A 22069-nucleotide genomic window follows, 5' to 3' on the forward strand; every position below is an offset into this window, starting at 1 on the left:
CAGGTGCGGATCCAACGGATCCGACCTAAGGGGAGGCAGTTATGATGATGTTCTGGATCCAGTTCGTTCTCGTTCTCGGCGCGGTCCTGATCGGTATCCGCAGGGGTGGGGTGGCCCTGGGCCTTATCGGAGGACTCGGCGTGTCGCTCCTGGTGCTCGGCTTCCGCAGCTCTCCCTCGGAGCCCCCCATCGCGGTCATGCTCATCATCCTGGCGGTGGTCACCGCCTCGGCGACCCTGCAGGTGGCCGGGGGGCTCGACTACCTGGTGCAGCTGACGGAGAAGCTGTTGCGGGCCCACCCCAAGTACGTGACCATCCTGGCCCCGCTCTCCACATTTTTCCTGACGGTCTGTGTCGGCACCGGCCACGCGGTCTACGCGCTGCTGCCGGTCATCGCCGACGTGGCCATCAAGACCGGTATCCGCCCCGAGCGGCCCATGGCCATCTCCAGCGTTGCCTCCCAGATGGGGATCACCGCCAGTCCCGTGGCCGCGGCAGTGACCTTTTTTCTCGGCTTTGCCTCCAAGTCCGGCTATCCCGTGACCCTCATCGACATCATCTCCGTCACCATGCCGGCCGGCGTGATCGGCGTGCTGGTGGCCGCTGCCTGGAGCTTCAACCGCGGCAAGGACCTGGACAAGGACGCCGAGTACCAGGAGCGCCTCAAGGATGCCGAGTTCCGCAAGGCCCTTGATGTCGATGTCACCACCCTGGACAAGAAGATCAGCACCACCGCCAAAGTGTCCGTGGCCCTCTTTTTTGCCGGTGTGGCCACCATCATCCTCTTTGCGGTGTTTCCCGACCTGCTCCCCCTCAACGGCGAAAAGAAGCCGGTGCCCATGACCACGGTGGTCCAGTTCATCATGCTCGCCTACGGCGCCTTCATCATGTTCGCCGCCGACGTGAAGGCCAAGGACATAGCCCACTCCAGCGTCTTTACCGCCGGCATGATCGCCGTGGTCTCCATCTTCGGCATCGCCTGGATGAGCGATACCTTCATTTCCGCCAACAAGAAGTTCCTGGTGGACAACATCGGCGTCATGGTCAAGATGGCCCCCTGGACCTTTGCCATCGCCACCTTCTGCATCTCCGCCTTTGTGAAGAGCCAGGCTGCCACCCTGGCCATCACGCTCCCGCTGGGCCTTGCCCTGGGGCTACCGGTCCCGCTGCTGCTGGGGCTCATGCCGGCCAGCTACGCCTACTTCTTCTTTGCCTTCTATCCCAGCGACCTTGCAGCCATCAACTTCGACCGTACCGGCACCACCCGCATCGGCAAATACCTCCTGAACCACAGCTTCATGATTCCCGGCCTGATCGGGGTCAGCGTCTCCACGCTGGCGGCCTATGGGATTTCACAGTTCGTGCTGTAAAAGAAGTGCAGCGGCATGAGCCGGTCCGGGGGGGGATCCCCCCCTCGGATATCCGGGAGAGCACCATGGGGGGAGTCATGGCGGAAGAAGGCGGCGGCAGGCGGATCCTTTGGGTGGAATGCGACGGAGAAAAGCGAAAGAACCTCGGTTTCGTGCTGAAGCTTGCCGGCTACCGGGTGACGCCGGTTCGGACCTCCTACGAGGCCCTCGACTGGGTGGTGAAGCGGCAGGGGACGCCGGAGCGGTTCTTCGCCCTGGTGCTCGGCTCCCTGACCTGTGCTCCGGGCGGATCATGGCTTGTGGGACAACTGAATCGCTCAGGGGCCGCCCTTCCCATCCTCCTGGTGTCCGAGGCTGACCCCTGTGCTGCCGAAATGGCGGGGCCGATCATTGCCTGCCGGCCAGAAGAAGTGACCAGGCATCTCGAACTTCTGGCAGACAACGAATGACCCTTTCCCTTCCGCTGCCCGTCCGGGCAGATCACCTCTCCCTCCCATGAGTTACCCCGCCGAAGCCGGGTTCATCAATCAGACGATTTGCGGATGAGACAGAGGAAAAAGCCGTCCATCTCCCGGTCGGGAAGGATGCGGACCGCCCGTGCCAGGTCAGGATGGAGTTCCTTTCCCCTCCAGCGGGTGAGGCCCGGCCGGCGGTTCGGCAGGGGCAGGTCCACGGTACAGACCCGGAGGTTGTTCCCATCCCGGCGCAGGACATCGTTGACGATCAGTTCGTTCTCCTCCGGCGAGAAGGAGCAGGTGCAGTAAAGCAGCAGTCCGCCCGGACGCAGGGCCTCCAGGGCCGAGCGGATGAGCCCCCGCTGTTTGCGGGCCGCTTCCTCCACCTTGCGGGGGCTCCAGTGGGCCCAGCTCTCCGGGTTCAGGCGCGTGAAGCGGGCCTCGGAGGAACAGGGCGCGTCCAGCAGCACCCGGTCGAACATCTCCGGGCACTTGCGTCCCACGCTCCGGCCATCGGTCAGGTAGGACCGCACCATGGTGGCCCCCTGAAGGTCCAGGTTCGCCTTCATCCGGAAAAAACGTCCTCGCACCGCCTCCACGGCCGACAGGCGTCCCCGGTTTTCCATCATGGCGGCCATCATGGCGGTTTTGCCGCCCGGTGCGGCAGCCAGGTCAAGCACCGTCTCCCCCGGCTGAGGCGCCAGGGCAAGGGGCGCGGCCATGCTGGAGAGGCTCTGGATGTAGATGCGCCCCTCCCGGAAGGGGGCGGACTCGGTCAGGGCGCGGCGCCTTTCGCCGTCAACGGTGAAAGCCAGGGGATACCAGGATACCGGCGCCGGGTCGAAGCCGGCGCTTTCCAGCTCCCGGCGGGTCTCGTCCGGGTCGCCCTTCAGGGGGTTGAGACGCAGCGAGGTGGGCTTCTCCAGGCTGAAGCTGGCCAGGCATGCGTCGCGCAGGTCCGGAGGGAGCACTTCCTCCATGAGAGCCAGGAACGGGGCGGGAAGGGGAGTCAGGCCGGTGTCTGTCACGGGATGCCCGCCTCCTCATCGCCCACGGGGAGACGGTAGAGGGTATCATCGTGCTCCGGCGGGGAAAGCCGCCGCTTCAGCCCCTTGATCCCTTCACTGGAGAAGGGATTCTCCGCATCGAAAAGATCGCCCATCTCCTCTTCCAGTGCCTCCGGGTCTTCGCCCGCCTCCAGGCGCCGCATGGCCTCATCGAATGCCGGGCCCAGCTTCATGCCCGTGGCCTCCTGGAGCTTCCGCATGAAGCGGGCCACCTGGCGCGGATCATCCTCGTTCAGCCCCTCCATTTCGCCGGCAAGGCTCCTCATGGCCCGTTCCAACTGTTCATCGTCCAGGTCGGGCATCCCGTCCAGGGGCTCGTCCGGCCGGTTCCGGGTTATGGCGAAGCGCGATACCCGGCGGTCGAGCCCCGGCCGGCCGCACCGGGGGCAGGCCGGGCTTGCGGTGGTGTTCACCCGCCGGGCAAGGAAGTTGAAAATGGTATGGCAGTCGGCACAGTAGAATTCGTACACCGGCATGACGGACCTCCTGGTTGCGGGCTCCATGATCGCCCAGCACGAAGGCTAATGATTTCCGGTCGTCAGGTCAAGGGGGTAAGAATGGCCAATCCGGTGGTATACTCTAACTAAGAGGACGATGCCTGGAAGGGAGGTTTGCCATGACCATCGAGACAATCAAAGCATGGTGCACGGTGGAAGAGGCCGTAGCGAAGTTCGGCGTGGAGCGGGCGAAGCTCCTGGGATGGGTGGAAGACGGGCTCGTCCGGGCCGAGGAGGAAAAGGGCAAGGTGGTGCGGCTCAACATGGACGACGTGGAACTGAAGGTTGAGGAGATGACCGGCCTCTGAAGCCGGCGGTCCGGTCCGGCAGCACAGAGAAGGGGCGTCGCCCTCCCGGGAGCGGCGCCCCTCGTGCGTGGGGCCGGAGCAGGCTACACCGCCAGGTCGATCTGCTGCACGGTGCCGACGGATCCCTTCTCGCCCACGAAAATTCCGGTGCTTCGCACCGAGCCGAGGAGTTGGTTGTCGCCGTCTTTCAGGTCGAACGGGGTCGATTGGTTGCCGAGATAGATGGCCCCGATCCCGGCCCGGGCCAGACCGGTCAGGGTGCCGGCCGACGTGGCGGACGCGCCGGTCCATACCGTGAGGTGGCTGAAGACGGCGTCCCGCTCGTCGATCCAGCCGTTGCCGTCATCGTCGTAGGCGGCCAGTTCGGCGAATCCCTCGCCGGTGGCGGGGCCGAAGAGTTCGCTCCCGTTGTTCACGACGCCGTCGCCGTTGCGGTCCAGGGCCAGATAGCCGCTGCCGGAGCCCAGGGAGGCGATCCGGTCCGCGGTTCCATCCGCATCCAGGTCGAAGGAGAAACGGAGATCGGTCAATGCCGCTGCCGTGCCGTTGAAGTTGATGACCAGGGGGTCCTTTTTCACCGCATCGCCCGCTCTCAGGCTCACGCTTGTTTCGCTGAAGTGCTCGCGCTCCATGAGCATTCCCAGGTCGAAGCGGATTTCCTGCCCATCGGCGGTCCGGATCACCCCCGACGCAGCAAAGGCGGTGCTTTCGAATTCGTAACGTGATTCGTAGAAATCGTACTCGATGCCGAAGCCGGCTCGTCCGTCATCCCCGGTGCCGGCCGGGGCGGTTCCCTCTCCGTCAGTCACCTCGGCGGCTTTCTTCGCTTCTTCCATGTCGAAGACCCGGATCGAGCGGCCGGTCAGTTGTTCGATCAGGTCTTTCAGAAGTCGCAGGCGGGGCTCCAGATTGTCCTCGGCGCAGCCGCACCCTGCTTCTTCGGTATCTTCCGCGGCCTGCTTCTTCTCCGCGTTGCGGGCATGCGCCTCCGCCGCCCTGCTTCGTTCCGAGAGATCGACCCGGTCCGGGCCAAGGCCGATCCCCCGTTCCTCCCTTTCGAAATCCGGCCGCTTGTCGCCGACCCACATCTTCAGCGACTCCTTCCGCTCGTACCGTTCGATGGATACGCGGCTGCTGCCCATGGTGACGTCCGATCCCGCAATGACCATCCCTGCCTCCCTTCGTCCCTGGGGCGCGGCTCCTTGCCGCGCCGTTCCGTTCCCGCCGCCCGTCCGGGCCTGCCGAAACCCTGTCCCGCTCCCTGGCATACTGCCTCGTATTGAACGTATCGGACACTTTTCGCCGGGCTTGAGAAATCATTTACGGGGCGGTATGGTACGGTACACTTGAATGGCCGCTGCCGTCCTGACGCGCGCGGCTGCGGGGAGGGCACATGGAACAGCTGACCGTACAGGGGCTCGTGCGGCTCATGGGGGCAGGGGCAAATCTGGTGTGCGTGGTGACCGACAACGAGCGGCGCACCGAGGCCATCGTGGGGCAGGCGACAGCCCGGCTCAAGGGGGCGGGTTCGCCGCTGGTCTGGACCTGCACCGACGGCTTCACCCGCGACGGCACGGTGGTGCCCGGCACCGTGGACCCCGTGGCGGCCCTGGATCATGTCTTGGCTCACCCGGCACCGCTGATGATCCTGTTCAAGGATCTCTCCTGGTTCTGGAGCGACAATCCCTACATCATCCGCAAGCTCAAGGAATTCGCCGTCCGCGCCCGGGGGAAGGCGGCCGTGGTCCTGGCCAGGGATGAGTCGGTGCCGGCGGAGCTGCGGGAGGATATCGTCGTGCTCGGCCAGGGCCTGCCGGGAATCGGGGAGATCACCGCGTTCCTGGAGCAGCTCAAGGGGCGCGAGCCGGTGCTGGCCGCGGCCTGTGCCGGCCGGCCCGAACTCCTGGATCACCTGGTGGTGGCGGCCCAGGGGCTCGACCTCGTCGACATCGAGCGGGGTGTGCGGGCCTTGCGGAACGTCCCGGAGGGGGCTGGTCACGAGATGGTGCGCTCCCTGTTCGAGACCAAGCAGGCAGTGATCCGCCGTAGCGGCATCATGGAGTTCGTGGCCAACGATACCGCTCCGGAGCAGGTGGGGGGGATGGAGAATCTGAAGGCCTGGATGGAGCGGCGCGAGCGGGCCTTCGGCCTGGAGAGCATCGCCTCGGGAGCGGCTCTCCCCAAGGGAATCCTCATGATGGGGATTGCCGGCTGCGGCAAGTCCCTGTTCGTGAAGGCCATTGCGGCCCGGTGGCGGCTGCCGCTCATCCGGCTCGACATGGCCGCGGTCTACGACGGCAGTTTCGGTACCCCTGAATCGAGCCTGCGCAAGGCATTTCGCACCGCCGAGGCCGTTGCCCCCTGCGTGCTCTGGATCGACGAGATCGAGTCGGGCATCTCCGTGCAGGGGTTCAAGGCCGACGGCGGACCGGCATCGCGGCTGCTGGGATCGTTCCTCACCTGGATGCAGGAGAAGAGGGCGCCCGTCTTTGTGGCGGCCACGGCCAATGCCATCGAGATGCTGCCGGCCGAGATCATCCGCAAGGGGCGCTTCGACGAGGTCTTCTACGTGGGGCTCCCGGACGCCGGCGCCCGGGAGGATATCTTCCGCATTCACCTGGAGCGGCAGAAGGCGGATAGTGGGCGGTTCGACGTGCCGCTCCTGGCCGGCTCCACCAAGGGGTTCTCCGGTGCCGAAATCGAACAGGCGGTGATCTCCGCCGCCTTCGAGGCCCGGGCGGACCGGCGCACTCTTGCCCAGCAGGACGTCATCGTCGCCGTGAGCCGCACCGTGCCACTCTCGGTCACCATGGCCGAACAGATCAAGAAGGTCGAGGCGTGGGCCTTCAAACGGGCCGTGCCGGCGGCGGGCAAGTTTTAATCCTCAATGCGGGGGCGTTTCATGTTTTCAGGCATCTCCGGCAACGTGCTCATTCTCGGGGTGGTCAGCTTCCTGACCGATGTCTCCAGCGAGATGATCTATCCGCTGCTCCCCCTCTTCCTGACGACCGTGCTCGGGGCCGGCCCTGCGTTTCTCGGCGTGATCGAAGGGGTGGCCGAATCGACCGCGGCGTTGCTGAAGCTCGTCTCCGGCATCGTGTCCGACCGGACCAGAAGCCGCAAGGGGCTGGTCCTGGCGGGGTACACACTGTCGAGCCTGGCACGTCCCCTGGTGGCTGCGGCAACGGGCCCGGTCGCGGTGCTGGCCATCCGCTTCGCCGACCGGGTGGGGAAGGGGGTACGGACCTCTCCCCGGGATGCCCTCATCGCCGATTCATCCGATTCCACGGTCCGGGGGAAGGCCTACGGCTTTCACCGGGCCATGGACCACGCCGGAGCCCTCGTGGGTCCCCTGCTCGCCACCCTGCTCCTGGCCGGCGCCGCCCTGGACCTGCGGACCGTGTTCTGGCTTTCGGCCGTGCCCGGACTCCTGGCCGTGCTCCTCATCATCCTGCGGGTCCGCGACGTGGAGCGGAAACGGACCAGCGACGGGAGCATTCTGGGGGCGCTGCCCAGGGATGGGCTCCGCCGGTACCTGGCGGTCCTCGTCCTGTTCACGCTGGGCAATTCCTCCGACGCCTTCCTGCTGCTGCGGGCGAGCCAGCTGGGGGTTTCGCCGGCGCGCATCCCGCTGCTGTGGGCCTTCTTCCACCTGGTGAAGATGCTGGCGTCCACTCCCTTCGGTGCCCTGTCGGACTGGATCGGCCGCAGGCGGGTCATCGTTGCCGGTTGGGCAGTCTACGCCCTCTCCTACCTGGGGTTTGCCGCAGCCGCATCCGAGCCGGCCTGCTGGCTGCTCTTCGCCGTCTACGGCACCTTCTACGGGATGACCGAAGGGACCGAAAAGGCGTTCGTGGCCGATCTCGTCCCTGCCGAGGCCCGGGGCGGCGCCTTCGGCTGGTACCATTTCGCCGTGGGCGTAGGGGCGCTGCCGGCCAGCGTGCTCTTCGGGTTGATCTGGGAGAGGGCCGGCCAGGGAGCGGCATTTCTGTTCGGCGCGGCGCTGGCCGCCCTGGCGTCAATCCTGCTGCTCGCCCTGGTGAGGGAGTCTCCGCCGGAGGCGCAGAACCCGCGGGCCTCCTGACCGCGCGCCCCGCTTGACAATGCGCGTAGGCAATCTATCATTTTCAAATATTCGGATGCATTTCCCGCACTGCGTCGCGGGGGGGCATAAATTCACCGACAACGAGGTATCGACATGAAACATTCCATCGCAGTAGTTGCCGCCGTGGTGGCGGTTGGTCTGTCGTTCGGCGTGGCATCCGCCAAGGGCAAGGGGGACAAGGACCTGAAGCGCGGCGAAGAGCTGTTCAAGCAGCACTGTGCCGTGTGCCATCCCGAGGGTGGCAATATCGTGAATCCCCAGAAGCCCCTCGGCAAAGAGGCCCTGAAGGCCAACAAGATCACGTCCTGGAAGGATATCGTCAAGACCATGCGGAATCCGGGGCCGGGAATGAGCACCTTCGACGCCAAGGCGATCCCGGACAAGGATGCCAAACTCGTGGCCGAATATATCCTCAAGACCTTCAAGTAATCCGGAGCCGCCTCCGGGAGAAAGGATTTCGTCATGACGGTAGTGGGACGTCTGCTTTTGACCGTCGCTGTCCTCGCGTTGACGGCGGGAAGCGTGCTGGCCGCCCAGTGGGTGGTACTCGACGAGGACCCCATGCTCTCCAATTTCTATTATGATTCCTCGTCCGTGAGCCGGGACAAGGAGGGGATGGTCTCCGTGTGGACCAGGGCCATCTATTCCGAGGAGGGCAAGGCCGACGCCCTCGACACCATGGGAAACCCTCCGGCGTTCAAGGACCTGAGCCACACCCACTTCCTCTACACCATCGACTGCAAGGCTGCAAAATCCCGCCTGGAAAAGGTCATCCACTTTGACGACAAGGCGGAGCCCATCAGGGAGTACAACCTCTCGGGCAAGACCGACTGGGAGGCGATCGACGAGTTCACCCGCCTGGGGCTTCTGCAGGAAGCCGTCTGTCAGTAGCTGACAACGGAAGCGAAGCCGGACCTGACGGGCCGGCTTCGCTTCCCATCCCATCTCTCCCCTACCTACTTTTTGTGGCCCCTTTCGAGGGTGTCGGTTTTGGACGCCACCTTTGTCAATTCGCCATTTGACAGGATATTGAGCCAATATTTTGACTTTGTCGTTTTTGGGCAAGGCGGGATGGCGTTGTTCTGTGACGGTTTGTCCTCGGTAATGACCATTCTTTGTTTCTTCGTAGTTTCAGTGCTTTATTTCCCCACCGCAGAAATGTTTAAAGTTGTTGCCACGCTAGCCGATATCAACTTCTAGTAGTTGATTGTCCCGGTATGAAATTGGCCCGTCTTTTGCTCATTAGTGCAGAAACTTTGATCTGAAGATTTTTTTTGGTCCGGAAATGTAAGCAAGCGCTTACATAGTCAGCCCACCGGGAGGGGCAATGGGAGTTGTCAAAGGCGACAAGCCGTTTGACTCATTCAATGCAACCAGCGAGCGGATCCTCGAAACGGCCCTCGGTCTGTTCTCGACCAAGGGGTACCTGGGAGCCACGACCCGCGAGATCGCCCGTCAGGCGGGCATCGCGGAAGTGACGCTCTTCCGCCATTTTCCCTCCAAAGTAAAGCTTCTCGAAGAAGCGATCACCCGTTATTCCATTCTGCCGTCGCTGCGGGCCTTCGTGCCCAGGGCGCTCGCCATGCCCTACGAGGATGCGCTGGCGGCCATGGCGAACATCCTTCTGGACACGCTGATCCAGCTGAAGGACTGGCTTCGGATCATGCACGCGGAGGTCCAGCGCTCGCCTGAGAAGCTGCTGGGTGTGTACCACACGTTTTTGGACGAGCTGTTCGAAGTGATCGCGTCCTATTTCCGTGAGCTGCAGCAGCGTGGCAGCATCGGCAGCTTCGACCCGGAGCTGGGGGCGCGGGTTTTTCACGCCATGTTCTACTGTTTTTTCAATATCGAAGAGGTACTGCTGCGCAAGCAGTACCGTCCCACGGACCGAGAGAAGGCCGTGCGGGAATTCGTCCGGATGTTTGTCCACGGCACGGGCGGTATCGGCCGTACGGACTATGCCAGGGCATCGTAACCGCGCTGATCAGACGCGCCAAAAGTGATCAACGGTTGTGATAGGGACGGGAGACGGCCGAAGGAGGTGATGTCAGCAGCCGCCGTGATCCTGCCGGAACAAGCTTCGAGTTGCAGATAGAATGAAGAAAGGAGGTCCACTTAATGGGAATCAAAGGGTTCACTCGACTGCTCCTGCTCGGTTCCGTGCTGACCGCGTCCACGGCCTGGTCCGCAGAGATCCATGGCAGGAGCTCGACCCAGCTGCTCTGGTTCAACAACTACTTCAACGATCAGAGACAGGTAGAGCTGGGTGAGTACCTGCGGCTGTCGGTCACGAACCTGGACAAGGCGGGCAAGGCCTCTTTGTTCGGTTACGGTCGGATGACGCAGGACCTGAACAACGGAGAAGGGTTCAACAGCAGGCTCTACTACCTGTACGGCGAGTACCGGGGACTGTTCGACAAACTGGACATCCGCCTTGGCCGTCAGTTCGTCAACCTAGCGGCAGGCACGGCGATCATCGACGGTGGCCAGGTAGACCTGAACAACGCCGGCCCGATAGGGCTGACGGTATTCGGGGGCCGGAACGTGATTTTCTCGCTGGACGAGGAAAACGGTCACGGCGGCGACCTCGCGCTGGGTGTAGCGGCCTACCTGAACGGGTTCAAATCAACGGACCTGGAGGTGAGCTGGTTCCGCAAGTGGGACGACTGGAACATCGCCCGGGACACCTTGGGCGCGAGCTTCAAGCAGTACCTGTTCAACAACCTGCGGGTCTACGGCAACACGCGGTACGACGTGGTATCGGAGACCTTCAGCGAAGTGCTGGGCGGGGTCAAGTACTATCCCACCTCGAACCTGGTTCTGACGGGAGAATGGTACCAGAGCTACCCGGTATTCGACGCCACCTCGATCTACTCCGTGTTCGCGGTCGATCGGTACCAGGAAGCAGTATTCCGGGCCGACTACACGATCACCGAGCAGATCGCGGTGCACGGCGGCTACACCCGCCAGTGGTTCGAAGGCGGCGCCAACGGCAACATCTACCAGGCGGGTCTGAGCGTCCGTCCGGTGGAGCCGCTGCAGCTCAACTTCGAGTACGACAACAACCAAGGCTACAACGGCAAGACCCACGGCTTCATTGCCGATGCGTACTATGACGTGACCAAGAGCCTGCAACTGTCGGGCGGCATCGCCTACGACACCTACCAGCGTGACGTACTGTCCGACGACGAGATCGCGCGTCTGTACTGGGTAGGAGGCAAGTACCGCCTGGCGAAGAACATGTCGGCGTCCCTGCGCGTCGAGAACAACGTCAACGCGGCCTACGACAACGACGTTCAAGGGCGTTTCGTCTTTGACTACGACTTCTAGAAAGGGGGGAAATCCGTGAAGAAATGGTTTATCGCGCTCTTGCTCCTGACGGTGTCGGCCTTCACGGTCCAGATGGCACTGGCCGACAAGATGTCGCACAAGGAGTACGCCACCACCCCCATCGGCGAATGTAATGCGTGCCACAAGGGTGAGGGCATCGCCCCCAACCATGACGCCGACTGGGTTCGTGGTCACCGCGTCGTGGCCAGCCGAGCGGGGAAAAACTGCGCCGACTGCCACGTCCAGCAATTCTGCCTCGACTGTCACCAGGGCGGCGGGATCGAAGCCGACCTGTCGACGCGGACCTTCATGAGGGACTACGTACCCAAGAGCCACCGGAGCAACTTCCTGAGCATTCACCCGACCAAGGCTCTGGACAACCCTCAGACCTGCACGCGTTGCCACGACCAGTCGTACTGCAACGAGTGCCACGCCCGGTACCCGAAGGGATCCCTGCGGATCAAGTCTCACCTGATGCTGGGCCCCAACGGTCAGAAGTACAGCCCCGGGCTGGGCGAGCACGCAATCGAGGCACGCCGCAACCTGCAGTCGTGCCAGACCTGTCACCCTGATGGCGATGCCTGCCGTGGGTGCCACAGCGCCAAGACTGGAGGAACTAGTCCGCACCCGCGGAACTGGAACAGCATCAAGAACAACTACAAAGACCGGGTTGGGATCAAGACGTGCAGCCAGTGTCACCTGGCGTCCGACCCGAATCTCAGATGACTTATGCACCACACACCACAAGGAGGAAATGGCATGAGTAGAAAAGTAACAAAGTATTCTGCTGTGCTTGCGGTTTCGTTGTTCGCGGCGGCGCTTGCCGGCTGCGGCTCCGAAAACAAGGAGGGGTCGATCGGAACCGGCCCCGGCGGCGTGGCAACCGTGGGCGATAGCGCCTGCGTCCAGTGTCACAGCGCCGTAACCGAAGCTCTGACCGGCGAGAGCCTCATTGCTCAATATCAGAAGAGCTCACCCCACAACACGGCAGGCCTGGGCTGCGAAAGCTGCCATGGCGGCGGCGCCCAGCACAACGGCGTGGGCCCCCTCCCGTTCGCTCAGCCCGACGCCAACCGTTGTGCCGACTGCCACGACGGCACCACTGCCGTGGCCACCAACTCGAACACCGCATTCGCCGAGTCGCGGCATAACATCCAGACTATCCGCAGTGGCGCCACCTGCCGTCGCTGCCACACCCACGAGGGCGCCGTCCTCTCCAATATCGCCGGCTACACCGGCGACTTGGCAACCCTGGAAGACACGGTCAACCAGAACAAGGTTCCCCTCGTCAGCTCCTACTCGCAGATTTCCTGCGCCACCTGCCACGAGCACGGCGGCGGCCTGCGCACCATCAAGGCCACCAACGGCGCTGCCGGTCCTGTAGTGAACTGGGACCCGAACAACAACCGTACGGTTGACCAGTTCGACCTCTGCACCAGCTGCCACAACATGTACAGCTACAATGGCTCGACCCTGCTCACCAACGGCGTGCCCGTCAACGGCGTCGCCACCGGCACGGTTGGCCATCATGAGACCACCTGGTACCGGATCATCGCCACGACCCACTTCGACAACTATTCGACCGGTCCCCAGGCCGGTGCCGGCGCTGGCGGCACCAACGCCAAGGTTGAAGGCTACGTCCTCCGCCGTACCGGCGCCAACCCCTGCTTCGACTGCCACGGCCACGAGGCGAAGACCAATACCCGTCCGGGTCGTGATGCCACGATCCACACTGACTGGGCCAAGTCCGCCCACGCCGGTGGCCTGCTGACCGCCAAGTACAATGCCGTTGGCGCCCTGACCGGTGCCGCTGCCGTCAACGCGGCCATGAATGCCTATGTGGACGACAACACCGCCATCGCCTGGACCCACTACAACTGGGATGCGAGCAGCCGCAGCTCCTGCCAGCGCTGCCACACCGCCACCGGCGCCGCCAACTTCATGAGCAACCCGGCCAGCTACAACCCGGCCGGCAACAGCTTCTCGCACCTGCAGGGCTGGAACGCCACCAACGGCTCGAAGCAGAACGAACTGCTCTACTGCTGGGGCTGCCACACCAACGCCGGCACCGGCGAGCTGCGCAATCCGGGCGCCATCACCGAGACCTATTCTCCCTCCACCACGGGCGACCCGGCAACCACCGTGTCTTATCCCGACGTGGCCGGCTCCAACGTCTGCATGACCTGCCACCTCGGTCGCGAGTCCGGCGAAGTCATCAAGAACGATCAGGATGCCGACGGCGTCCGCAGCTTCGTAAACTCCCACTATCTCGCCGCCGGCGGCCAGCTCTTCGGCAAAACCGGCTATGAGTACGCAACCCGCAGCTACGCCAAGCCGGCCTTCTTCGCCCACGACAAGATCGGCACCGCCGCTGCCCCCGGCACCGGCTCCAACGGCCCCTGCGCCGGCTGCCACATGACCACCCCGAACTCTCACTCCTTCCTGCCGGTAACCAAGGACAGCGCGGGCGCCATCACCGCCATCAACAGCACTGCCTGCGCCACCTGCCATGCCGGCGCTTACGCCCTTACCCCCGAGGCTCTGACCGCCGAGGAAGAGGAGTACGTGGCATCCCTTGAAGCCCTCAAGGCAACCCTGGCAGGCAAGGGGATCCACTTCTTCAACGCCCATCCCTACTTCTATCAGGGAGCCGGCGGCACCGGCGGCGCCTTCACCAACTGGGCCGGCGTGTACGGGCTTGCCCTCTGGAAAGACGTCATGGGTGCGGCGTTCAACGCCAACCTGCTGATCCACGATCCGGGCGGCTATGCCCACAACCGCTTCTATGTCAAGCGGCTGATCTGGGATTCCATCGACTTCATCTATGACGGCGTGCTGAACAACGACGTCGCTGCCGCGATCGATGCCCAGGTAACTGCGACTCTACTGGACAGCGCCACGGCAACGGCCGCCAAGGCCTACCTCGGCACGACCCGTCCGTAATCGCGGACGCGGCGTTCCGGCGCATCATCCGATGCACAACCGCAAAGCCGGTCTCCCTCTGGGGGGCCGGCTTTGCTCTTTTTGTCTGTCACACTGTGTACACTTATTGATTTCATACGTATACCGCAAGCAGATCACGCTTTCCCCCTCGATCTATCAGGTGAACGTATTGGATAGGGACCTGTCCGCCTGAGCGTAATCGTCGACTCCTTCTCTCATGGTTGTATTCTCATGCAGTTTTTTTAGACTAATTTACCTCGAAAATTTGACAAAATGGTAACCCGCTTTAAACTCATTCCCATTAGCTCATGAGTTGCTCCGGCCGGCTGCCTTCACCGCCCGTTCCGGCTTTCAGTCACAGGAGCCTGGCTAGCTTCCCCCTCTTCCGAGTGTTTAGTGCATTACGTAGACACGATCTTCCATGAGTGAAGGTTGTGCGCAGGTCCCACTGATGGGACGACGGACAAGGAGGTTGCCTTGTCGTGCTCGGTTGTCAAAGGTGAAGGTCCGTTCGATCCGTTTACCGTGACCCATGAGCGGATCCTCGAAACGGCCCTCGGTCTGTTCTCGACCAGGGGGTACCTGGGAGCCACGACCCGCGAGATCGCCCGTCAGGCGGGCATCGCGGAGGTGACGCTCTTCCGCCATTTTCCCTCCAAAGAAAAACTTCTCGAAGAAGCGATCACCCGTTATTCCATTCTGCCGTCGCTGCGGGCATTCGTGCCCAGGGCGCTCGCCATGCCCTACGAGGATGCGCTGGCGGCCATGGCGAACATCCTTCTGGACACGCTGATCCAGCTGAAGGACTGGCTTCGGATCATGCACGCGGAGGTCCAGCGTTCCCCGGAGAAGCTGCTGGGTGTGTACCACACGTTTTTGGACGAGCTGTTCGAAGTGATTGCGTCCTATTTCCGTGAGCTGCAGCAGCGTGGCAGCATCGGCAGCTTCGACCCGGAGCTGGGGGCGCGGGTTTTTCACGCCATGTTCTACTGTTTTTTCAATATCGAAGAGGTACTGCTGCGCAAGCAGTACCGTCCCACGGACCGAGAGAAGGCCGTGCGGGAATTCGTCCGGATGTTTGTCCACGGCACGGGCGGTATCGGCCGTACGGACTATGCCAGGGCATCGTAACCGCGCTGATCAGACGCGCCAAAAGTGATCAACGGTTGTGATAGGGATGGGAGACGGCCGAAGGAGGTGATGTCAGCAGCCGCCGTGATCCTGCCGGAACAAGCTTCGAGTTGCAGATAGAATGAAGAAAGGAGGTCCACTTAATGGGAATCAAAGGGTTCACTCGACTGCTCCTGCTCGGTTCCGTGCTGACCGCGTCCACGGCCTGGTCCGCAGAGATCCATGGCAGGAGCTCGACCCAGCTGCTCTGGTTCAACAACTACTTCAACGATCAGAGACAGGTAGAGCTGGGTGAGTACCTGCGGCTGTCAGTCACGAACCTGGACAAGGCGGGCAAGGCCTCTTTGTTCGGTTACGGTCGGATGACGCAGGACCTGAACAACGGAGAAGGGTTCAACAGCAGGCTCTACTACCTGTACGGCGAGTACCGGGGACTGTTCGACAAACTGGACATCCGCCTTGGCCGTCAGTTCGTCAACCTTGCGGCAGGCACGGCGATCATCGACGGCGGTCAGGTAGACCTGAACAACGCCGGCCCGATAGGGCTGACGGTATTCGGGGGCCGGAACGTGATTTTCTCGCTGGACGAGGAAAACGGTCACGGCGGCGACCTCGCGCTGGGTGTAGCGGCCTACCTGAACGGGTTCAAATCAACGGACCTGGAGGTGAGCTGGTTCCGCAAGTGGGACGACTGGAACATCGCCCGGGACACCTTGGGCGCGAGCTTCAAGCAGTACCTGTTCAACAACCTGCGGGTCTACGGCAACACGCGGTACGACGTGATATCCGAGACCTTCAGCGAAGTGCTGGCCGGAGCCAAGTACTATCCCACCTCGAACCTGGTTCTGACGGGAGAATGGTACCAGAGCTACCCGGTATTCGACGCCACCTCGATCTACTCCGTGTTCGCGGTCGACCGGTACCAGGAAGCAGTATTCCGGGCCGACTACACGATCACCGAGCAGATCGCGGTGCACGGCGGCTACACCCGCCAGTGGTTCGAAGGCGGCGCCAACGGCAACATCTACCAGGCGGGTCTGAGCGTCCGTCCGGTGGAGCCGCTGCAGCTCAACTTCGAGTACGACAACAACCAGGGCTACAACGGCAAGACCCACGGCTTCATTGCCGATGCGTACTATGACGTGACCAAGAGCCTGCAACTGTCCGGCGGCATCGCCTACGACACCTACCAGCGTGACGTGATGTCCGACGACGAGATCGCGCGTCTGTACTGGGTAGGGGGCAAGTACCGCCTGGCGAAGAACATGTCGGCGTCCCTGCGCGTCGAAAACAACGTCAACGCGGCCTACGACAACGACGTTCAAGGGCGTTTCGTCTTTGACTACGACTTCTAGAAAGGGGGGAAATCCGTGAAGAAATGGTTTATCGCGCTCTTGCTCCTGACGGTGTCGGCCTTCACGGTCCAGATGGCACTGGCCGACAAGATGTCGCACAAGGAGTACGCCACCACCCCCATCGGCGAATGTAATGCGTGCCACAAGGGTGAGGGCATCGCCCCCAACCATGACGCCGACTGGGTTCGTGGTCACCGCGTCGTGGCCAGCCGAGCGGGAAAGAACTGCGCGGACTGCCACGTCCAGCAATTCTGCCTCGACTGTCACCAGGGCGGCGGGATCGAAGCCGACCTGTCGACGCGGACCTTCATGAGGGACTACGTACCCAAGAGCCACCGGAGCAACTTCCTGAGCATCCACCCGACCAAGGCTCTGGACAACCCTCAGACCTGCACGCGTTGCCACGACCAGTCGTACTGCAACGAGTGCCACGCCCGGTACCCGAAGGGATCCCTGCGGATCAAGTCTCACCTGATGCTGGGACCGAACGGTCAGAAGTACAGCTTCGGGCTTGGTGAGCACGCAATCGAGGCACGCCGCAACCTGCAGTCGTGCCAGACGTGTCACCCCGAGGGGGATGTGTGCATCCAGTGCCACTCCAGCGGTAAGACGAGTCCGCACCCGCGGAACTGGAACAGCATCAAGAACAATTACAAGGATCGGGCCGGGAGCCGGGTGTGCACGAAGTGTCACCTTCCTGGTACGTACTAATTGAGAGCACCACACACCACAAGGAGGAAATGGCATGAGTAGAAAAGTAACAAAGTATTCTGCTGTGCTTGCGGTTTCGTTGTTCGCGGCGGCGCTTGCCGGCTGCGGCTCCGAAAACAAGGAGGGGTCGATCGGAACCGGCCCCGGCGGCGTGGCAACCGTGGGCGATACCGCTTGCGTCCAGTGTCACAGCGCTGTCGTGGATCCGCTGACCGGCGAGTCCATCATCACGCAGTACACCCGCTCATTCCACTACAGCAAGGGTGTCGGCTGCGAAGGCTGCCACGGCGGCGGCGCTCAGCACAACGGCGTCGGTCCCCTGCCGTTCCCGCTGGCCGGCCAGAGTGAGGCCCAGATAGCCGCCCGGTGCGCCTCCTGCCACAACGGTGTGATTGCTCCTCTGAGCAGCTCGCCCAATTTCGTCAACGGCAACCATGCCAACCCCTTTGGCGGGGAAGAGGCCAAGGAAAACCTCTGCAGCCGCTGTCACTCGCACGAAGGAGCCATTTTCGGGGCACAGGCGGGCTTCACCGGCGACGGGAACATTCTGAGAAACGCCGCCTACCAGCCGGTGTATCCCCAGGACCCCGAGACCTTCAACGTCATGACGTGCGCCACCTGCCATCAGCACGGCGGGGCTCAGCGCCAGGTTTTCACCCAGATATCGACGGCCGGCCTGCCGAACAGCCGGCGGACGGTGGCCTGGGACCCGAACCGCAACAGCATCAATGACCAGTACGACCTCTGCACCAGCTGCCACACCGTCAACACCATGACCGGTACCCTGATCGGCAGCGGCAACGTTCTCCAGATCTTCACCAGCAACGCCGTCGGCTCCGGCACCAAGAACGTGACCACGGCCCCCTTCTACCACAACACCCGTTGGTTCCGGACCCTGCCCTCGACCCACTACGACTTCCCGGAATCCAAAACCACGGCCAGCGGTACCACGATAGAGGGGTATGTAATCCGGCGCAATACCGCCAACCCCTGCTTCGACTGCCACGGTCACGAGTTCCAGACCAACACCCGGCGGCTGGCCGGAGCGGACCGGCCTAACACTATTTTCCTCGACTGGGGACAGTCGGCCCATGGTGGCAAGCTCCTCCAGGCCAAGGTGGCCGCAGCGGCCCTGGCGAGCTCCGGCGCGGCTGAAGTGGACGATGTCATGAAGGCCGGCGCCACCGACGCCACCGCCCCCGGCTGGACCCACTACAACTGGGACGATACCGCCAGCCGCGGCGCCTGCCAACGCTGCCACACTTCGACCGGCGCTTCCAATTTCCTCAGCAACCCCGCCGGGTATGATCCGACGGGCGCAGGCAACAGCTTCACCCATTTGGCCGGCTGGACCAGCAGTAACAAGCGGTCCGACCAAAACGAACTGCTTTACTGCTGGGGCTGTCACACCAAGGCCGGCACCGGCGAACTGCGCAACCCCGGGGCCATCACCGAGACCTACTCCCCCGCCACCGCGGGCGACCCGCCGACTACCGTGTCCTATCCCAACATCTCCGGTTCCAACGTCTGCCTTGCCTGCCATATCGGCCGCGAAACCGGCGAAGTCATCAAGAATGACCAGGATGCCGACGGTGTCCGCAGCTTCGTGAACTCCCACTATCTCACCGCCGGCGGCCAGCTCTTCGGCACCACCGGTTATGAGTACGCAACCCGCAGCTATGCCAATCCGGCCTTCTTCGCCCACGACAAGATCGGCACCGCCGCTGCCCCCGGCACCGGCACCAACGGCCCCTGCGCCGGCTGCCACATGACCACCCCGAACTCGCACCTGTTCCTGCCGGTGACCACGGACGGCACGGGCGCAATCACTGCCATCACCAGCACTGCCTGCGCCACCTGCCATGCCGGTACCTTTGCGCTCACCCCCGAGGGACTGACCGCCGAGGAAGAGGAGTACGTGGCATCCCTTGAAGCCCTCAAGGCTGCCCTGGCCGGCAAGGGGATATTCTTCTTCAACGCCCATCCCTACTTCTATCAGGCAGCCGGCGGTACCGGCGGCGCCTTCACCAACTGGGCCGGCGTGTACGGGCTTGCCCTCTGGAAAGACGTCATGGGCGCGGCGTTCAACGCCAACCTGCTGATCCACGATCCGGGCGGCTATGCCCACAACCGGTTCTACAGCAAGCGGCTGATCTGGGATTCCATCGACTTCATCTATGACGGCGTGCTGAACAACGACGTCACCGCCGCGATCGATGCCCAGGTAACGGCGACCCGCCTGGACAGCGCCACGGCAACGGCCGCCAAGGCCTACCTCGGCACGACCCGTCCGTAATCACGGACGCGGCGTTCCGGCGCATCATCCGATGCACAACCGCAAGGCCGGTCTCCCTCCGGGGGGCCGGCCTTGCACTTTTCAGGCGCAGTCTGCCCCGCCGCTGCGCGCGGACAGCTGCCGGGTTCACCGGGAACGTCTGCAATCCCGCCGCGATCCGAAAAAAGGAGCTTGCCGGAGCAACGTGAAAAGGAGAAAATACGCCATGCAACGATTTTTTGCGGTACTACTCGTGATGATCTTCATCGGTTCGGCGGCATTGGCCGCCGGCGGCCTCGACGGTTTTCTGGGCAACCTCAATGTCGAGGCGAGGGCCGATCCGACCGGTTTTGCCGGCAGGCTGAGCGCTCAGTTCGGTGTGCCCGGGGCACAGGTCAGCGTGGTGCTGGGGTCGGTCCGGGAGCCTGCGGATGCCTTTATGGTCTACCAGTTGGGTCAGATGACCCATAAACCGTACGAAACGGTTCTGAAGACCTATCAGACCAATCAGGGCAAGGGGTGGGGGGCGATTGCCAAGCGTCTCGGCATCAAGCCCGGGTCCACCGAGTTCCATGCCCTGAAGAGAGGTGATTTTGCCCTGACCGGCAAGCCATCCCACGCTTCCCACGATGATCATCATCACGGCACGGAAAAGGGTAAAGGAAAAGGCAAGGGGAAGGGACACTAAGTAACGGCCGAGTCCGCGGAGTTGCGCCGGATTTCATGGCGCGGGCAGCTCTTCGGGCGTGGTGTGATAGCGGCCGGGGTGTGCGCGTGGTGGCCACTCGGTGATGGCGTGACGCCAGGGTGCGGAGCCGGGACACCCGGTTGCCGATACGATTCTATAGATGCGGCGCAAAGGGGGTGCTTCGGTGCCCCCTCTGCGCTTCGGACCATGCATGGGGTTGCCGGTTAAATCATATCGATTCGCTGTGTTTGTCGTACTCTCCGGGCTTGCGCACGTGGCGGGACTGTGGGTGTTCCCGAGCATCGGCATTCTCGACCTCGGGGCACCGGTTCTGCCCATGGCGGACGTCAGCATTTCGCTCCGCGAGCCGGAGACGCCTGTTCCGCCTCTCCCTGAGGGGCAGTCGCCGCGTGAGAGCGTCGACCAAGGGAAGACTGTGTTGCCGGAGGAGCGGAGCGGCGCTGTGGCTCCGGAGCGGGCGGACCAGCCGCCCGCCGCACCAGTCGCCCGCGAAGCCGCCCCGGCCGCCGAGGCGCTGTCGCCTGTAGCGCCGGAGGCCGCGGCGGCAGCTGCCCCCGTGCCCGCCGTATCAGCCGAGGCCGTGGCTGAGGCAACCCCTGCCGCCCGGTCGCAGCACCTGGAGGTCATGCCGCCGTTGCGCAAGGCGGATGAGTTTCTCGCACCGGGCCGGGAGAAGCTCACCTACCGGATCACCATGCTCGGCATTCCCGTGGGCGAGGCAATGATCGAGGCGGTTCGGGGGCGGGAGCGCGAGGAAGTCACCATCACCACGCGCGTCAGGTCCTATCCGGTCATCTCTGCGATATACCCGGTGGATGATGTGATAGAAACCCGGCTCGTTGCCGGCAACTACCTGATCACCAGGATCAGGCAGCGGGAAGGAACCTTCACGGGGGACAGCGGCTTTACCCTGATGATGCGCGAAAAAAAGGCCTTCTGGGCCGACCGCCTGCGGAACCGCTACGCCACCCATCTCCTGCCGCGGGAGGACGTGACCGATATCGTCTCGGGGTTCTATTTCCTCAGAAACAAGCGGCTTGAGGTGGGGCAGCCGGTAGTGCTCCATCTGTTCGACAGCAACGAGTACGCTCCCACTACCGTCGAGGTGCTGCGGCGGGAGGGGGTAACGCTGCCGGGGGGACGGACCGTTGATACACTGGTTGTCCATCCGCTTCTGAAGACCGCCGGCATCTTCAGGAGAACCGGCGATATGATGATCTGGGTTACCGACGACGCTTACAAGGTTCCCGTGAGAATGGAAACGGCCATCTCCCTCGGGCGGGTGCGGGCGGAACTCATATCAGCGGAAACCGGGGACTGACGCCGGCCTCTGTGCCTGCGTCACAGCCCCATCACCTTCCTCGAACATGCATCGGCTTCGCTCAATCGAAGCTCCAGCCACTCGCACATTTCCCTGAATACTTCGATGTCGCTGATTTCAGCCAGGTTCCTGAGATCGATTACGATGCCCGTTTCCCGCTGGACGAGGATTTCCATGTCCCACGCCTCGCACTCTTCCAACCGTCCGGTCCGGTAATTGTTCTTGCAAGGGGTGTAGTCGGCGAAGTTGTTCTTGAAATAGGTCATCTTGGCGACGCAGAGGTCGTAAAAGCTGAAGACCAGTTCGATGATGTTGCAGTTCCTGAGCGCCCGCTGGGTCGCGTAAGGATGATCGGGGCGATTGCCGAACCGGCGTACCCAGTAAACCTTCCCATTGATGTCCCTGGGCGCGAGGCGGTACTTTTCGATCAGTTTCAGTTTCTCGTTTGAAAGCCCGGATAGAGCATCCCTCATGCCGGCATTTCCTCCCCCT

The 22069-nt window shown here is 63.0% G+C and carries 21 protein-coding genes; 17 read left to right on the top strand and 4 right to left on the bottom strand.

The window, feature by feature from the left end; all coding sequences use genetic code 11:
• Nucleotides 1-41: 41 nt before the first annotated feature.
• Together AABA48_RS00915 and AABA48_RS00920 are read left to right on the top strand one after the other, a co-directional pair.
• Nucleotides 42-1370, top strand: coding sequence for an anaerobic C4-dicarboxylate transporter (locus tag AABA48_RS00915; protein WP_010943380.1), 1329 nt, complete (start codon nucleotides 42-44; stop codon nucleotides 1368-1370).
• A gap of 65 nt (nucleotides 1371-1435) precedes the next feature.
• On the top strand, nucleotides 1436-1819 hold the full coding sequence (locus AABA48_RS00920; RefSeq protein ID WP_338270793.1) for a response regulator: 384 nt from the start codon (nucleotides 1436-1438) through the stop codon (nucleotides 1817-1819).
• 74 nt (nucleotides 1820-1893) lie between these two features.
• On the opposite strand, the gene AABA48_RS00925 is transcribed toward AABA48_RS00920, so the two are convergent.
• Both AABA48_RS00925 and AABA48_RS00930 read right to left on the bottom strand, forming a co-directional pair.
• Complete coding sequence (locus AABA48_RS00925) at nucleotides 1894-2853, bottom strand: RsmB/NOP family class I SAM-dependent RNA methyltransferase (RefSeq protein ID WP_338270794.1); 960 nt, start codon at nucleotides 2851-2853, stop codon at nucleotides 1894-1896.
• Nucleotides 2850-3368, bottom strand: coding sequence for an FmdB family zinc ribbon protein (locus AABA48_RS00930; protein WP_338270795.1), 519 nt, complete (start codon nucleotides 3366-3368; stop codon nucleotides 2850-2852). Before AABA48_RS00930 ends, AABA48_RS00925 begins: the two co-directional genes overlap by 4 nt.
• A 140-nt stretch (nucleotides 3369-3508) precedes the next feature.
• On the opposite strand from AABA48_RS00930, the gene AABA48_RS00935 reads away from it, so the two are divergent.
• Nucleotides 3509-3697 (top strand): hypothetical protein, encoded by a 189-nt coding sequence (locus tag AABA48_RS00935; protein ID WP_010943376.1) that lies wholly within the window; start codon nucleotides 3509-3511, stop codon nucleotides 3695-3697.
• A gap of 83 nt (nucleotides 3698-3780) precedes the next feature.
• Here the strand turns inward: AABA48_RS00935 and AABA48_RS00940 are convergent, their stop codons facing one another.
• Nucleotides 3781-4866 carry a hypothetical protein gene (locus AABA48_RS00940; RefSeq protein WP_338270796.1) on the bottom strand — a complete coding sequence of 362 codons (1086 nt, stop codon included), beginning with the start codon at nucleotides 4864-4866 and terminating at the stop codon, nucleotides 3781-3783.
• A gap of 224 nt (nucleotides 4867-5090) precedes the next feature.
• On the opposite strand from AABA48_RS00940, the gene AABA48_RS00945 reads away from it, so the two are divergent.
• The 14 genes from AABA48_RS00945 (at nucleotide 5091) to AABA48_RS01010 (ending at nucleotide 21577) form a co-directional block, all read left to right on the top strand.
• Complete coding sequence (locus AABA48_RS00945; RefSeq protein ID WP_338270797.1) at nucleotides 5091-6578, top strand: AAA family ATPase; 1488 nt, start codon at nucleotides 5091-5093, stop codon at nucleotides 6576-6578.
• A 21-nt stretch (nucleotides 6579-6599) separates the two neighbouring features.
• Nucleotides 6600-7781 (top strand): MFS transporter, encoded by a 1182-nt coding sequence (locus AABA48_RS00950; protein ID WP_338270798.1) that lies wholly within the window; start codon nucleotides 6600-6602, stop codon nucleotides 7779-7781.
• Between the two features lie 114 nt (nucleotides 7782-7895).
• Nucleotides 7896-8231 (top strand): c-type cytochrome, encoded by a 336-nt coding sequence (locus AABA48_RS00955; RefSeq protein ID WP_286351709.1) that lies wholly within the window; start codon nucleotides 7896-7898, stop codon nucleotides 8229-8231.
• A gap of 33 nt (nucleotides 8232-8264) precedes the next feature.
• Nucleotides 8265-8693 (top strand): surface-adhesin E family protein, encoded by a 429-nt coding sequence (locus tag AABA48_RS00960; protein WP_286351710.1) that lies wholly within the window; start codon nucleotides 8265-8267, stop codon nucleotides 8691-8693.
• A gap of 436 nt (nucleotides 8694-9129) precedes the next feature.
• Nucleotides 9130-9777 (top strand): TetR/AcrR family transcriptional regulator, encoded by a 648-nt coding sequence (locus AABA48_RS00965; RefSeq protein ID WP_286351712.1) that lies wholly within the window; start codon nucleotides 9130-9132, stop codon nucleotides 9775-9777.
• Nucleotides 9778-9920: 143 nt separating this feature from the next.
• Nucleotides 9921-11132, top strand: a complete 1212-nt coding sequence (locus AABA48_RS00970) for a hypothetical protein (protein ID WP_338270800.1) — start codon at nucleotides 9921-9923, stop codon at nucleotides 11130-11132.
• Nucleotides 11133-11147: 15 nt separating this feature from the next.
• Nucleotides 11148-11858 (top strand): cytochrome C, encoded by a 711-nt coding sequence (locus AABA48_RS00975; protein ID WP_286351714.1) that lies wholly within the window; start codon nucleotides 11148-11150, stop codon nucleotides 11856-11858.
• A 33-nt stretch (nucleotides 11859-11891) separates the two neighbouring features.
• Nucleotides 11892-14075 carry a C-type polyheme cytochrome OmcB gene (gene omcB, locus AABA48_RS00980; protein WP_338270801.1) on the top strand — a complete coding sequence of 728 codons (2184 nt, stop codon included), beginning with the start codon at nucleotides 11892-11894 and terminating at the stop codon, nucleotides 14073-14075.
• Between the two features lie 477 nt (nucleotides 14076-14552).
• Nucleotides 14553-15206, top strand: a complete 654-nt coding sequence (locus AABA48_RS00985) for a TetR/AcrR family transcriptional regulator (RefSeq protein WP_338270802.1) — start codon at nucleotides 14553-14555, stop codon at nucleotides 15204-15206.
• 143 nt (nucleotides 15207-15349) lie between these two features.
• A complete protein-coding gene (locus tag AABA48_RS00990; protein ID WP_286351713.1) occupies nucleotides 15350-16561 on the top strand; it encodes a hypothetical protein in 1212 nt (403 codons plus the stop codon).
• Nucleotides 16562-16576: 15 nt separating this feature from the next.
• Nucleotides 16577-17272, top strand: a complete 696-nt coding sequence (locus AABA48_RS00995) for a cytochrome C (RefSeq protein WP_338270804.1) — start codon at nucleotides 16577-16579, stop codon at nucleotides 17270-17272.
• A gap of 34 nt (nucleotides 17273-17306) precedes the next feature.
• Nucleotides 17307-19568 (top strand): C-type polyheme cytochrome OmcC, encoded by a 2262-nt coding sequence (omcC, locus tag AABA48_RS01000; protein WP_338270805.1) that lies wholly within the window; start codon nucleotides 17307-17309, stop codon nucleotides 19566-19568.
• A 205-nt stretch (nucleotides 19569-19773) separates the two neighbouring features.
• Entirely contained in the window at nucleotides 19774-20235 is a 462-nt protein-coding gene (locus AABA48_RS01005) for a hypothetical protein (protein ID WP_338270807.1), read from the top strand.
• 244 nt (nucleotides 20236-20479) lie between these two features.
• A complete protein-coding gene (locus AABA48_RS01010; protein ID WP_338270809.1) occupies nucleotides 20480-21577 on the top strand; it encodes a DUF3108 domain-containing protein in 1098 nt (365 codons plus the stop codon).
• A 20-nt stretch (nucleotides 21578-21597) separates the two neighbouring features.
• On the opposite strand, the gene AABA48_RS01015 is transcribed toward AABA48_RS01010, so the two are convergent.
• Nucleotides 21598-22050 (bottom strand): hypothetical protein, encoded by a 453-nt coding sequence (locus AABA48_RS01015; protein WP_324312612.1) that lies wholly within the window; start codon nucleotides 22048-22050, stop codon nucleotides 21598-21600.
• Nucleotides 22051-22069: the final 19 nt, after the last annotated feature.

The organism is Geobacter sp. 60473 (assembly GCF_036323535.1).
In the GTDB taxonomy this organism is placed as follows: domain Bacteria; phylum Desulfobacterota; class Desulfuromonadia; order Geobacterales; family Geobacteraceae; genus Geobacter; species Geobacter sulfurreducens.

Bases quoted from the DNA above. Each gene is read 5' to 3' on its own strand.
- AABA48_RS00930 (WP_338270795.1), bottom strand. From the start codon at position 3,368: ATGCCGGTGTACGAATTCTACTGTGCCGACTGCCATACCATTTTCAAC.
- AABA48_RS00960 (WP_286351710.1), top strand. From the start codon at position 8,265: ATGACGGTAGTGGGACGTCTGCTTTTGACCGTCGCTGTCCTCGCGTTG.
- AABA48_RS00920 (WP_338270793.1), top strand. From the start codon at position 1,436: ATGGGGGGAGTCATGGCGGAAGAAGGCGGCGGCAGGCGGATCCTTTGG.
- AABA48_RS00970 (WP_338270800.1), top strand. From the start codon at position 9,921: ATGGGAATCAAAGGGTTCACTCGACTGCTCCTGCTCGGTTCCGTGCTG.
- AABA48_RS00990 (WP_286351713.1), top strand. From the start codon at position 15,350: ATGGGAATCAAAGGGTTCACTCGACTGCTCCTGCTCGGTTCCGTGCTG.
- AABA48_RS00945 (WP_338270797.1), top strand. From the start codon at position 5,091: ATGGAACAGCTGACCGTACAGGGGCTCGTGCGGCTCATGGGGGCAGGG.
- AABA48_RS00955 (WP_286351709.1), top strand. From the start codon at position 7,896: ATGAAACATTCCATCGCAGTAGTTGCCGCCGTGGTGGCGGTTGGTCTG.
- AABA48_RS00965 (WP_286351712.1), top strand. From the start codon at position 9,130: ATGGGAGTTGTCAAAGGCGACAAGCCGTTTGACTCATTCAATGCAACC.
- AABA48_RS01015 (WP_324312612.1), bottom strand. From the start codon at position 22,050: ATGAGGGATGCTCTATCCGGGCTTTCAAACGAGAAACTGAAACTGATC.
- AABA48_RS00940 (WP_338270796.1), bottom strand. From the start codon at position 4,866: ATGGTCATTGCGGGATCGGACGTCACCATGGGCAGCAGCCGCGTATCC.
- omcC (WP_338270805.1), top strand. From the start codon at position 17,307: ATGAGTAGAAAAGTAACAAAGTATTCTGCTGTGCTTGCGGTTTCGTTG.
- AABA48_RS01005 (WP_338270807.1), top strand. From the start codon at position 19,774: ATGCAACGATTTTTTGCGGTACTACTCGTGATGATCTTCATCGGTTCG.
- AABA48_RS00935 (WP_010943376.1), top strand. From the start codon at position 3,509: ATGACCATCGAGACAATCAAAGCATGGTGCACGGTGGAAGAGGCCGTA.
- omcB (WP_338270801.1), top strand. From the start codon at position 11,892: ATGAGTAGAAAAGTAACAAAGTATTCTGCTGTGCTTGCGGTTTCGTTG.
- AABA48_RS00915 (WP_010943380.1), top strand. From the start codon at position 42: ATGATGATGTTCTGGATCCAGTTCGTTCTCGTTCTCGGCGCGGTCCTG.
- AABA48_RS00950 (WP_338270798.1), top strand. From the start codon at position 6,600: ATGTTTTCAGGCATCTCCGGCAACGTGCTCATTCTCGGGGTGGTCAGC.